The organism is Thermococcus fumicolans (genome assembly GCF_055386755.1).
The window spans coordinates 852,362-864,105 of the sequence record NZ_AP042424.1; the positions used below are offsets into that span (position 1 = coordinate 852,362).

12 protein-coding genes are annotated in these 11,744 nt (G+C 55.6%); 3 read left to right on the forward strand and 9 right to left on the reverse strand.

Annotation, left to right across the window (positions count from 1 at the left end; genetic code table 11):
* Positions 1-69: 69 nt before the first annotated feature.
* The 3 genes from ACZ5AM_RS04805 (at position 70) to mrtA (ending at position 2,535) form a co-directional block, all read left to right on the forward strand.
* On the forward strand, positions 70-912 hold the full coding sequence (locus ACZ5AM_RS04805) for an FKBP-type peptidyl-prolyl cis-trans isomerase (RefSeq protein ID WP_464915976.1): 843 nt from the start codon (positions 70-72) through the stop codon (positions 910-912).
* Between the two features lie 81 nt (positions 913-993).
* Positions 994-1,908: a hypothetical protein gene (locus tag ACZ5AM_RS04810; RefSeq protein ID WP_464915725.1), complete on the forward strand. Its 915-nt coding sequence runs from the start codon at positions 994-996 to the stop codon at positions 1,906-1,908.
* Positions 1,909-1,911: 3 nt separating this feature from the next.
* Complete coding sequence (gene mrtA / locus ACZ5AM_RS04815) at positions 1,912-2,535, forward strand: CPBP family archaeomyxosortase MrtA (RefSeq protein WP_464915726.1); 624 nt, start codon at positions 1,912-1,914, stop codon at positions 2,533-2,535.
* A gap of 22 nt (positions 2,536-2,557) precedes the next feature.
* Here mrtA and ACZ5AM_RS04820 read toward each other — a convergent pair whose 3' ends face one another.
* From ACZ5AM_RS04820 to ACZ5AM_RS04860, 9 genes are all read right to left on the reverse strand, one after another.
* Positions 2,558-3,880, reverse strand: a complete 1,323-nt coding sequence (locus tag ACZ5AM_RS04820; protein ID WP_464915727.1) for a RuvB-like helicase — start codon at positions 3,878-3,880, stop codon at positions 2,558-2,560.
* 154 nt (positions 3,881-4,034) lie between these two features.
* Positions 4,035-4,694, reverse strand: a complete 660-nt coding sequence (locus tag ACZ5AM_RS04825; protein ID WP_464915728.1) for a protein-L-isoaspartate(D-aspartate) O-methyltransferase — start codon at positions 4,692-4,694, stop codon at positions 4,035-4,037.
* Positions 4,695-4,739: 45 nt separating this feature from the next.
* The gene (gene flaJ / locus ACZ5AM_RS04830) at positions 4,740-6,476 is read right to left on the reverse strand and encodes an archaellar assembly protein FlaJ (RefSeq protein ID WP_464915729.1); all 1,737 of its coding nucleotides are present in this window, start codon (positions 6,474-6,476) and stop codon (positions 4,740-4,742) included.
* Between the two features lie 12 nt (positions 6,477-6,488).
* Positions 6,489-8,129 (reverse strand): type II/IV secretion system ATPase subunit, encoded by a 1,641-nt coding sequence (locus tag ACZ5AM_RS04835; protein ID WP_464915730.1) that lies wholly within the window; start codon positions 8,127-8,129, stop codon positions 6,489-6,491.
* 1 nt (position 8,130) lies between these two features.
* A complete protein-coding gene (arlH, locus tag ACZ5AM_RS04840) occupies positions 8,131-8,829 on the reverse strand; it encodes an archaellum protein ArlH (RefSeq protein ID WP_464915977.1) in 699 nt (232 codons plus the stop codon).
* A 41-nt stretch (positions 8,830-8,870) separates the two neighbouring features.
* Positions 8,871-9,344: an archaellum stator protein ArlG gene (gene arlG / locus ACZ5AM_RS04845; RefSeq protein ID WP_464915731.1), complete on the reverse strand. Its 474-nt coding sequence runs from the start codon at positions 9,342-9,344 to the stop codon at positions 8,871-8,873.
* Positions 9,344-9,835 carry a flagellar protein gene (locus ACZ5AM_RS04850; RefSeq protein ID WP_464915732.1) on the reverse strand — a complete coding sequence of 164 codons (492 nt, stop codon included), beginning with the start codon at positions 9,833-9,835 and terminating at the stop codon, positions 9,344-9,346. Before ACZ5AM_RS04850 ends, arlG begins: the two co-directional genes overlap by 1 nt.
* 35 nt (positions 9,836-9,870) lie before the next feature.
* Positions 9,871-11,256, reverse strand: a complete 1,386-nt coding sequence (locus tag ACZ5AM_RS04855) for a FlaD/FlaE family flagellar protein (protein WP_464915733.1) — start codon at positions 11,254-11,256, stop codon at positions 9,871-9,873.
* Between the two features lie 3 nt (positions 11,257-11,259).
* Positions 11,260-11,739, reverse strand: a complete 480-nt coding sequence (locus ACZ5AM_RS04860; protein ID WP_464915734.1) for a flagella accessory protein C — start codon at positions 11,737-11,739, stop codon at positions 11,260-11,262.
* Between the last annotated feature and the right edge of the window lie 5 nt (positions 11,740-11,744).

Here is an 11,744-nt window from a genome sequence, read left to right on the forward strand (position 1 = left end):
ACTCGCGCCGGCAAAAGCTTAAAAGTGGTGGCCTTGAATGCCACTCAGGACTCTAAGGAGGTAATGATCATGACGAAGGTTCAGAGGGGAGACGTCATAAGGCTTCACTACACCGGAAAGGTCAATGAGACCGGCGAGATCTTCGACACGACTTATGAGGAGGTCGCCAAGGAGGCCGGCATTTACAATGAGAAGGGCATCTACGGCCCGGTTCCGATAGCCGTTGGGGCAGGCCACGTTCTCAAGGGCCTCGACGAGCAGCTCGAGGGTCTCGAGGTTGGAAAGAAGTACGAGATAATAGTCCCGCCCGAGAAGGGCTTTGGAAAGCGCGACCCCAAGCTCATAAAGACCTTCACCCTCGGCCAGTTCAGGAGGAGGGGCATGTACCCGATCCCGGGCATGGAGATCGAGCTTGAAGGAAGCGATGGGAAGAAGATAAGGGGCCGCATCATCAGCGTCTCTAGCGGCAGGGTCAGGGTCGACTTCAACCACCCCTACGCTGGAAAGCACCTCGTCTACGAGGTGGAAATCCTTGAGCGGATAGAGGACCCGATAGAGAAGGTAAAGGCCCTTATAGAGCTCCGCATGCCAATGGTCGACAGGGAGAAGGTCATCATAGAGGTCGGGGAGAAGGAGGTCACCGTTAACTTCAGCCCCGTTCTGGAAGAGGTCGACAAGAATACCCTGGTTCTCGGCGAGATACTCTTGGAGAGCGACCTCAAGTTCATCGGCTACGAGGAGGTCAAGTTCAAGCCAAACGTTGAGGAGCTCCTCAGGCCACCGGAGGCGGAGACTGAGGAAGCTGGAGAAACTGCAGAAGAAACGGAGAACCCGACCGAAGGTGAGGAAGGCAAAGAGGGCCCGGAAGAGCCAAACAACGCGGAGGAGAGCGTTGAGGAGTCCGCAGAGTGAGGTCTCTTCTCCTTTTTAATCCACATCGTCCTCCGAGAGGTTTATAATTCTCGGGGCGAAGTTTTCATCTAGGGTGAGAGCATGCCTGCGGTGGGCAGGGAGAGGTTCGAGATCCTGGTCCAGGACCTCTTGAGCAGGTTTTCCAGGACCGACGAGGCCAAGATAAGGGAAGCTGTACTCGCTTTCGCCAAGGTTACTGAGATCCCCGTCTCGTACTTGAACCCCTCCTCCAGATATCACCCGGTCGTGGTCTTCAAGAAGCGTTTTGGGAGTATAGAGAAAGAGGCCCGGGTTTCGCTTGTTGATCTTAGGATCCTCAACAGGTACAACATGCCCGGATGGAGGCGTGAAGTGGAGTTCCGCCTCGACAGGGACGTGGTTCTGAAGGAGATGGTGGGTGGCATAGAGGCCCTCCTCATTGGGGATCCATCCCTCGTCTCCAGGCTCAGGGACTCCGTGCTCAGGATCCTCCAGCAGATGAGCTTTAGGCCCAGGAACTTCGTCATGTTCTACAACCACATCTACATGGACTTTGGGAACAACCGCTTCATCCACCTTGAGATCAGGGGTAGCGACCTGGTTCTAAGGCTCGTCAACCTGAACTTCACCGAGGCCAGCAGGGTTCTCGGAAGGGCCATACCCCACATGGACTCGGTGTTCGGGAACAAGAACCCGGAGTTCTATAAGCTGCTCTTCGTCTACGCCTCAGAAACCGCGGGAAGCTTTGACTGGTTCTTCCACCGCTACATAATGCCCCGCCTTAACCCGGAGCAGAGGGAGTTTTTGAACGACATGCACGACTACCGCAATTTCCTCCGCCTCCTCTACACCTACGTCTCAAGGCTCAACAAGGACCGCATCGGCGACGAGATAGGTATAAGAGTCGTCAGGAGGGCCAACCCCAACAGGCCGCTTGAGATAGGCATAGCCTTTACCAACAGGGGCATCGAGGTCAGGAGGTACCCGAGCACGGCCACGATAAGCTTCATGGTGTGATCGATGGGCCTCAGAAGGAACCCCTACGTGCTTTTTCTGCTCCTGCTCCCCCTCTCTTTTGCCCCTCGTTTTTTCGCCGGTACCCTGGAGCAGTGGGCCGGCTGGCTTCTGGTGTGGTATCTTCTCGTGCCCCTCTTTATTTCCCTGTCACTCGGCTTTAAGCCGGGGGAACTGGGTTTGAGGTTCCCAGAGGACAACTGGGGGACTTTTGGCGTCCTGATGGCTATAGCTGCTGTTGCGAGCTTGGGAGGCCTGTTGGTTCCGTCGATGCGGAATTATTATCCGCACTTTGTCTACTCTAGCTGGATTGGTTTTCTGAGAAAAGAGCTCGTGATTGGTGTTGTGATGCTGGCCCACGAGGCGTTCTTCAGGGGGTTTCTCCTCTTCCCGCTCGCGAGGGAGAACGAGTGGCTGGCCATGCTTGCCCAGGACGTTCCCTACACCCTCGTCCACGTAGGAAAGCCCCTTCCCGAGATCCCGTACTCCTTTTTCGCGGGTCTGATTTTTGCGTGGATGGACTTAAGGGGGAAGAGCTTCGTCCAGAGCTTTCTCCTCCATTGGACTGGTTCGGCGTTTTTTGACGTCCTATGCGCTCTGTCTAAGGTGGGGGTTATTCCAATTGGTTAAAGGGGGAGAAAAGGGTCGGAATTTACTGGAGCATGCCCTCGAGCTTCTCCACGAAGCTGATGCTCCTCCTCAGGTCGGCGAAGTACTGCCTGGCCCTATCGACGTGCTCCCTCTCAACCCTCTTGCCCCTGGCCAGGACGCTAGCCGGTGCCAAGAGCTGGACTGCATAGCGCAGACTGGTCTTCTCGCCGAGCTCCGCCAGGTATTCTACTGCCTCCTCGCTTATCTCTATCTTCTCCTCCCTCGCGCGGATCTTGACTATCTCCCTTATCTCGTCCCTCTTGTACGGCTCGGTGTTGATTATCAAGAGCCTGTCGAGCATGTCTATCGGGATTCCGTGCGGGGCCTTTATGTCGGTGCCCCTTATGGTCGTCATGCCCCTGTTCGTGGCGAGGATTAGGATCGGGGCTAGCTCGCTCTCCATGGCCCTCGCGAGGAAGGAGAAGGCCTCTATGTCCAGCATGTGGCACTCGTCTATGAAGAGGACGCCCGGAACGAGGGTTGCCCTGCCCTCCTCGATCCACTTCTTGACTGTCTCGTCAACCCTGCTCCTTATCTCGTCGCTTATCTCGGCGCCGGTGCTGAAGAGAAGGCCGAATATGTTGCCGCGGGCGTTGGCAACATCCAGGTCGTGGAGTGTGACCGTGTATGTGAACTCCTTTATCTTGAGCACAGGCCCGCTCGGCAGGTTGACCTTCCTCTTGAAGAACAGCCCCTCTTCCTCTTTGGTCGTGCCGACCTTTGAGATCCTGCCGCTCTCGGCGTCGATCTGTATGACGTCGCCCTCCTCAACGCCCATCTCCATGAGCTGGTACGCTATCTCCCTTCCCGCCCTTATCGTCTTCTCGTCGTCCTTCGTGCGGAGGGTTATCAGGACGCTCTCCGGGATCTCGACGTAGGGGTTGAAGGGGTGCTTGGTCTTGTTGATCTTTATCTCCCTCACCTCGCCCTCGTAGACCTTCCTCTCCTCGCTTATTCTAACGCCTATGGCCCTCCTCATGGCCTGCTTCAGGAACTCGGTCTTGTTGATCTCCGAGGAGTAGATCTCGCTACCAGCAATCTGGACGAAGGGCACGTCCTCGCCTAGTTCCCTGGCTATGCCCATTGCTATGGCAGTCTTACCGCTTCCCGTTGGCCCGGCCAGGAGAATACCCTTTCCGGCGAGCTTGCCCCGCTTTATGAGCTCGACCGCTATTCCAGCCGCTTCCCTGGCCTTGACCTGTCCGACCATCCCGTCGGCCATGAACTTCGCCTTTCCGTTCTCGTCGAGGCCCAGACCCCTTATGTGGGAGTGCATTCCCGTCCTCTCAAAGCTTCTCCTGGTCACCTCCTCGATCACTGGCATCTCACCACCCCCGGCTTAATCTTCCCGAGGGTTACTAAAAGAGTGGGGATTTAAAAATTTGACGGAGTGGCTCAGGCCGTCGATCCCGGGCATCGGTAACCCCAAAGGCCAATCTCATCATCGCGTGGGATGATTGGAGGATTGGTTTAAAACCCTACTCCCTCCACCCGTACTCCCCGATGAGGGGCACGAACGCGACCCCACCCCAGCGCTTCTTCCTGACCCTTCCGTCCTCTTCTTTTTCTACAACGTAGAGGTCCTGCCAGAGGTGATAGCTTCCCACAGGGATTATCAACCTCCCACCGGGTTTAAGCTGCTCTATCAGTGGTTCCGGGATCTCAGGTGCCCCTGCGGTGACTATTATCCTGTCGTAGGGGGCCTTGGAAGGGAAGCCCCTGCTCCCGTCGCCGAGGAATACGTGGACTTTCTCAACTCCAGCCCGTTGAAGGTTTCTGCGGGCGAACTCTACTAGCTCAGGAATCCTCTCGACGGTGTAGACGTCGGTCTTCACGAGCTCGGCTATTAAGGCCGCATTCCACCCGCTTCCCGTACCGACCTCGAGAACTTTCATGCCGGGCCTGAGCTCCGCCAGCTCGAGCATTATCGCCACCATGTGGGGGGCGGAGATCGTCTGGCCGGCGGGAATTGGGAGGGGCTCGTCCACGTGGGCATAAGCGCGGTACCGCTCCTCGACAAAGAGGTAACGGGGGAGTTTGAGAAACGCATCTTTTACCCGCTTGCTCTTTAGAACCCCCTCAATTTCGAGTCGCCTTACCGTCCCCTCCCAGAGCCTGCTGAGCTCTACCTCGTCCATGCAAACACCATAAGAAATTGGGGTTAAAGGGGACTTAAGGTTAACTCAGCCGAGTACGGCCTTGGCCAGAACTCCGAGTAGCTGGGTCGTTCCGCTTCCCCCACTGGAGATACCCATCATCCTCTCCATCAGCACCTGGCCCGCGTACATGCCGGCCGCAAATATCCAGAGGAGTATGACGAAGTATTTTAGGGCAACTATCCAGTGGCCGCCGTCGGCGGTCTTTATCGCCAGGGCCGAGAGGAGGGAGTGGATGACCATGATCGTGAGCATCACGTACATGACGAAGGTCATGCCCGCGGGTGGGATCACGTGGATGATGTCACCTACGTACTCCGTTGGTATCTGGAGCTGGCTGAAGAGGAGGTTTATCGACGCCGCCACCTGGAAGGAAGCCGCCAGGGCGAAGGCGAACGAGGCCGTTAGTCCGTAGATGATGCCTATGAAGCTGGCCATGCTCTGCTGCCTCTTCCTCCTGAGCCTCACGAGCCTCTCGAAGTTCCTGCTGATGACCAGGCCGACGTAGTCCGGCTCCGCACCCATTCTTATCGCTTCCCTGAATATCTCTGAGAAGATTCCGATGAGCCAGCTCCCGGTTCCAGCTATGAAGAAGTCCCACGCCCTCTCGCGGTCTATTCTAACCGCCAGCCTGCGGTAGAGGGCTTTTATGTCCTCCGTCAGGCTTCCAAAGTCGTGGGCGCTTAGGTACTTGAGCACCAGGACGAGGGAGCTTCCGCTGGCGGCCAGTGAAGAGCTCAGGCTCCTTATGAAAGCGGCGAAGTTCTCGTCCTTTCTGAATATCGACTCCTCCTCCTTCGCTGCTAGATGGCCAACGTAGTAGAGGGGCGAGAGTATCAGCGCAACCACAAACGGTTCTGGAATGTTGAACCGTGGGGCGAGGAAGAGGTAGTAGACCAGCCCTATGATCACGATGCCGAGGACAGAGATCTGGCCGGCGCGCTTGAGTTTCCTTATCCTCTCTGTCTCTATGCCCTTGGTGTCGGCCCAGATAGGATCCTCCGGCATTCTGAACTTTATGACGAAAAAAATGCCTATCTCGGCCGCGAGGATTATGGCGAGGGTGTAGAGGGCCAGCTTCCCTATGTCCTGCCCCGTGATGAGCGGTCCGATGATTATGAAGCTCGCCATGAAGACGACGGAGATGATTATCGACTCGTATATCTCCTTGAAGACGTCCAGATCGTAGAGGGCCCCCTCGTAGAACGTCTCATAGTCGTCCATGACTGTTTTCTGCTCCTGGAAGAGGTACTCCTTGAGGTCAACACCGCTGTCGAGGGAGTAGGCTAGCCTGTCGAGGAAGTCGGCGAAAACCCTGCTCGGCGTCCTCCTCGCGAGAAAGCGGAAGGCCTCGGGCATCGAGCGGTGGAGCTTCTCGACTATGATGTAGACCTTCCTCAGCTCAGATGCGATAGCGCCGAGCTTGGGGTCGCTGGCGAGAACCTTTATGAGCTCGGACCTGCCCATCTCACTCGTCGAGAGGACCGCGAAGTATGTGATGAAGTACGGTATGTGGGAGTTTATCGAAATCTTCTTTGAGTCGGCGACTATGTATGGGTAAGCCGCGGCGTAGATCAAAAGGATGACGGGTATCGAGTACAGGAGGAGGGAAAGGGCAGTGGAAAGCATGAAGAAGTTGGAGAATATGGATGCAACGACGAAGAGAACAGCGGAGATCCCGGCGTAGGGCACTAGGACCTTGCGTATGTACGTCTTCATGTCGAGGTCTGCCTTGGTGAAGATGCTGATCTTTCCGTCGCTCATGGTGAACCCCCCTCAGATCCTAAAGCTGAGGCCCTCAATGCCGCGCTGGTAGAAAGCCTTGATCTCCCTGTAGACGTCCCAGTAGTTCGTTATGCCCAGCTCGACCATCCTCTGCAGAATCCTCGCGCGCAGGAAGAGCTCGTTGTATATCTCCTTCGGATCCTCGTAACCGGCTATCTCCGCTATCTTCCTCTCCAGGATGTAGGAGTTGTTGAAACCGCGGAAGATGTGCTTGTCGTTCACCGGATCCCACTCAAATACGTTCCTCGTTGCAACACCGCCCAGCTCCTCGTAGTAACCTTCAATCTCGACGACGTTGATGGTTCTCCTGAGGAACTTACCCCTCAGGTACACCGCCTGCTGGAAGACCGCTATGTTGAGGTTGTCGATGAAGGTTATTGGCACGTTTATCGGGTGGCCGGTGAAACGCTGTATCATCTTCTTGATGTCACCGGCGTGGAAGGTGCTCATGACTGGGTGGCCGGTCTGCATTGCCTGGAACGCTATGGCACCCTCGGCACCACGGATCTCACCGACGATGATGTAGTTCGGCCTCGAACGTAGAGCCGCCTTCAACAGGTCGAAGAGGGTAACCCTGCTCTCCTCTGGGCCCCTCTCACGGGTGATGAGCCTCTGCCATGTTGGATGGGGCACCTGAACCTCTGGAGTGTCCTCGGCCGTGTAGATCTTTGAACCGGGCTTGATGAAGGGGATGATCGAGTTCAGGAGGGTAGTCTTACCCGATGCAGTCTCACCACATACGAAGACGCTCATGCCGTACTCGAGGGCTATCCAGAGGTAGGCGGCAACTTCCGCGCTGAGGGTTCCCCACGCTATGAGCTGGACGATGCTTATGGGTGTAGCGGTGAACTTACGGATCGTGGCGCTCGGTCCCTTGAGGGAGATGTCCGGGGAGTAGATGATGTTGATACGCGAACCGTCTGGTAGGGCGCCGTCAACTATCGGATTCCTGTCGCTGACGGGCCTTCCTATGCGCTCCGAGATGTTCTTAAAGTAGTCCGCCAGCTTGACGTTGTCGCCGAAGGTTATGTTGGTAGGCAGGGCCTCGAATATTTTGTGGACTAGAGAGACATAGTTCGCGCCGATTATGTGGATATCCTCGATGTACGGGTCCCTCGCCAGGGGCTCAAGGGGACCGATTCCAATGATGTCTCGCTTTATGAGGTAGCGGAACTTCTCCATCTCCTCCTTGGTCAGGGTGAAGCTCTCCTTTGTGCCCGGGATCTTCTGCTTGCTCTTGACTAGGGACAAGACCGCCTCGTCGAAGAGGGAATCTAAGAACCTCTCGAACTCTTCCTGATCCTCTGGGATGTCCCTGGTCGGCGCTATCTCCAGGATCTTGTCCTTCACCATCTCGTACTTTTTTTCCTCGGTTATGTTCTCGATCCTGGGCTCGATGACTATGTACTTCTTGTCGGTCCTTGGATCCCCGTATATGTGGATGAATATCGGGTCGCCTACCGGGTAGAGGATGTTGGGGTACATTATGTCCTTCATATCCCTGCTGAGCTGGGCGTGAAACTCCGGCATCTTGCCGTACTTCTTTCTGAACCCCTCCACGTACCTCCTGAGGTGGGGGTTCCTCTGCATCGCGTCCTCGAGGGTGTCGCTCCTGATCACCTGCGCGGCCATATCACACCACCGCCGCTATCTCTACTATCAGACCGACCTTGGGCTCGACGCGGAAGGGGATTATCTTCTGGAAGATCCCCTTGGCGTTGTTGTACTTGACTATCGTGGCCGAGTTCTTGAGGTCCCCACCGAACACCTTGACGTTGAGCCTGAGGAGCATCGTGGCGGCCTCTTCTAGGACGAAGAGGGAGTCCCTGTCTATCTCCTCAGTGTTAGCAGTTAGAATGATGACCTTGTCAAGGGAGGCCAGCTTCTTCACGTAGAGCAGGAAGTCCCTCACGGCGTTCGGGTCCTGCTCCCTCGAGAGGAGGGATGAGAATGAATCGATTATCATGACGTTGGGCTCCCAGAGGCGGGGCTCACCCAGAAGCCTACTTAGGAACTTCCTCTTCTCACTTATCCCGCTCAGAAGTGGGTAGAGAGAAACGAACACGAGCTTCTTCCTGATTAGAAAAGGGATTATGTCGTAGCCGAGGGAACCCATCTGCTTTATGTACTCGACGGTGGTGTACTGGCTCGAGATGTAGCTCGCTGTGTAGCCGTTCATGAGGAACCCGTAGAGGAGCCTCTGGACGAATATGGACTTACCGCTACCCCTGTCCCCTTCCAGGAGCATTATTGTCCCGGCTGGAATGCCACCGCCGAGACGGCGGTGAAGCTCATCGCCCTTGAGCTCCATCTTTAGGAGTTCCTCGACCACGATGATCACCACCGGCAGCGTTGATTTTAGCGGGTTAGCTCTCACACCTGGAATACCAGCGACCGCCTCTTGCCGTTCTCAAGCACGACGGTGATTGTGTGAGTCCCGGTTGAGAGCTGGGTTCCAAGTGTCACCTGTATCTCACCAACCGCGTAGGGATCCAGGGATGTTATCGCGTTTCCCGATGTGTCGGTGAAGGTGAGGTTGGCGGGGGGTACGATGTTCCCGTCTATGAAGACCTGGACTGCGTCGGATGAAAACGCGAAGGAGTTCTTCCCTATGTTCTTGATGTAAAACGTGTACGTATAGGGCCCGGTTCCGCTTACGGGAATGTTGTTCGGGTCGTTGATTATCGCGAAGTCCGTTCTTAGTTGCTCCGCCAGCATGGCTCCCCTGTCGTTCATACCGTGGGCTATGTCGTTGGTGACGTAAGCTAGGGCCCCGGCAACGCTGCCCGCGACGATGACTGCGACGATGAACATTATCAGCTCACTCGCTGGACCTCCGGCTGCCATCAGCTCACCTCCGTTGGACAGTATGTTGCGGATGCCAATAGCGATACTCCTGGTGCTGTAGACTGGTATTGATACTTAAACCAGACTGAACAGCCGTTGGGAAATACCACAAGCTGGGTGTGGGTATTTGTATCCACTAACGCATTGGTAACATAGTATGTGATGTTCCCACCTGGAAGGAGGTATCCCTCATCGAGACTACCTAGATATACTCCATCGTCAATGACATCTATCAGAGCCCTGACTGTGGTTCCATTGTTTAGTAACACTACCTCAAGATCATCCGAATTACCGTCTCCATCGGAGTCAACCCTAGCAAGTGACTGAACTTTGACTCCAAAGTGAAGTTGTGAAAGCCTCAAACTATACCAATCCTCCCTTGCGGCCTGAACCTTGCTGTAGCTGTTGTCCCATGCGCTGTAAAGGGTGCTGGCGGCCACTAAAAATGAAATGAAGATTATCGCTGCGCTCGCTGACACGCTGAACCCCATCGGCCTTCCCCCACTTGCTGTTGTGCCTCTGCCCTTCAGATCCCGTAGAACTCATCGAGGGTCTTTTCCAGCATCTTGATTTCCCTTTCCAGCTTGTCCAGCACGTCCCTGTTGATCCTGAGTCCCCTAAGCCTCTCGATGAAGAGCAGGCTTATGAGGTGGTCCTGAACGGTGAGCTTATCGGCCGGCTTCCACTCTGGGTCCCTGTGGTGCGGTCTAGTACCTTTAGCGTAGCGGAGGAGCTGGTTGAGCACTTCCTCGCTTATCCAGCCTATCTCGTAGTAGAACTCGAGGACCCTCTCGAGGTTCTGTATGCCGACCCTGTCGATGAGGAATCCAAGCCACTTGAGGGCTATCATCGTTGAAACGACGTCCTCGGGAAGCTTCTCAAGCCTTGCCTTCCTGGGCTCTTCCTCGAACAGGAGGCTGGCAATATCCTCGGGAATCTGAAGTTTTCCTTCGGCCATCTCAACACCACCTTCTTCAACTTTTTCTTCCTCCACCTCGGGGGAAGGTGCAACCTCCTCAACAACCTCTTCTTCGGAGGGGATTTCCACCTCTTCAGGAGCTACCTCCTCGTGAGCGGGAACTTCCTCAACAACTTCAACCGGGGCTTCCTCGATAGCCTCAACTTCCTCGGCTTTCTCAACTTCCTCTTCGGCGACCTCCTCGGGGGCACTCACCTCTTCAATCTCCGGGACCTCCTGTACCTCTGCCGGAACCTCTACGACCTCTTCTTGGACTTCCTCGACTTCCGGAACCTCAGGGGCTACCTCTTCGACTTCTTCAACGAGCTCCTCCGGCGCCTCTGCGCCTGCTTCCGCGGCTTCAACGCTTTCAACTGCCTCTGCAAGCTCCTCCTCCGTGACCTCCTCCCCGCTCTCGAGCTTCTTCTCAAGTTCTTCAACCTTGGCCTTTGCCTCTTCGATCATCTCAGTGGCCGCTTTTCCTGTGAGCTTGGCCTCGAGGCTGTCAATCCTCTCGCGAAGCTCCTCAAGCTTCTTCTTGGCTTCTTCTGGGATGGCCTCTTCCTCGCCTTTTTCAAGTAGCTCCTCGAGCTTTCCTATCCTCTCGTGGACTTCCTCGACCTTCTCGCTAACCTCCTCGGCCCTCTTCTCATGAACCTTGAACTTGGTTTCCTCGAGGCTCTCTATGAGCCTACTGAGCTGCATCCCCAGCTCGCTGAGCCTCTTTCCGAGCTCGTCGACGCGCCTGTTGAGCTGCTCGTACTTCGTCGCCTGGTTGCCGTAGGTCTCCAGCACCTTCTGGATTATCTTGTCCAGCTGCTCAGGTGTGAGCTGGTCCTTTCTGGCTATCAGCTTCTCACGGAGGTCGTTGATGACCACTGTGGGTACCTTGCCTTTTAGTTCTGAAAGCTTGGAGTTAATGTCTGCCTCCGTGACGAACCCTGCTATCTCCATGCTTCACACCTCCGCGAGCACCTCGTAGATTATCGAGTCGAGGTCAACACCATATCCGGCGAGCACCTTAATGTCGTTTTTGACCTGGGCCAGCTCCATCTTGAGGTCTTCCAGTTCCTTCCTGAGCTCCTGGATCTCATTGCTGAGCGGGTTCTCCTGCCCCATCTGCTCCTTGAAGGGGTTTATCTCCTGGCTTATGACCTCGTAGAGCATCATGACGTCCTTGATCGTCTTGTCGAGCCTCTCGATGTCGTCCCTGAGCTCCTGGATCTGCTTCTTCAGCGTGTCGATGCTTATCTTCATCCTCGGTATGTCGTTCTCAATCTCGTTGATGCGCTCCTGGAGCTGGGTTAGCTGCTCGTTCTCCTCCCTGCTCTCGACCCTCTCCTCGAGCTCCTCAATAGCTATCTCTTCCTCGGGGGTGGCAACCTCTTCCCTTTTCTTTTTCCCTCCGAATAAAGATGAAAGGAACGTGAGAGCCACGGTAC

Coding starts and splice junctions, on each gene's coding strand:
- ACZ5AM_RS04805 (WP_464915976.1), top strand. CDS start 70: ATGACGAAGGTTCAGAGGGGAGACGTCATAAGGCTTCACTACACCGGA.
- flaJ (WP_464915729.1), bottom strand. CDS start 6,476: ATGAGCGACGGAAAGATCAGCATCTTCACCAAGGCAGACCTCGACATG.
- mrtA (WP_464915726.1), top strand. CDS start 1,912: ATGGGCCTCAGAAGGAACCCCTACGTGCTTTTTCTGCTCCTGCTCCCC.
- ACZ5AM_RS04825 (WP_464915728.1), bottom strand. CDS start 4,694: ATGGACGAGGTAGAGCTCAGCAGGCTCTGGGAGGGGACGGTAAGGCGA.
- ACZ5AM_RS04835 (WP_464915730.1), bottom strand. CDS start 8,129: ATGGCCGCGCAGGTGATCAGGAGCGACACCCTCGAGGACGCGATGCAG.
- ACZ5AM_RS04855 (WP_464915733.1), bottom strand. CDS start 11,256: ATGGAGATAGCAGGGTTCGTCACGGAGGCAGACATTAACTCCAAGCTT.
- ACZ5AM_RS04820 (WP_464915727.1), bottom strand. CDS start 3,880: ATGCCAGTGATCGAGGAGGTGACCAGGAGAAGCTTTGAGAGGACGGGA.
- arlG (WP_464915731.1), bottom strand. CDS start 9,344: ATGGCAGCCGGAGGTCCAGCGAGTGAGCTGATAATGTTCATCGTCGCA.
- ACZ5AM_RS04810 (WP_464915725.1), top strand. CDS start 994: ATGCCTGCGGTGGGCAGGGAGAGGTTCGAGATCCTGGTCCAGGACCTC.
- ACZ5AM_RS04850 (WP_464915732.1), bottom strand. CDS start 9,835: ATGGGGTTCAGCGTGTCAGCGAGCGCAGCGATAATCTTCATTTCATTT.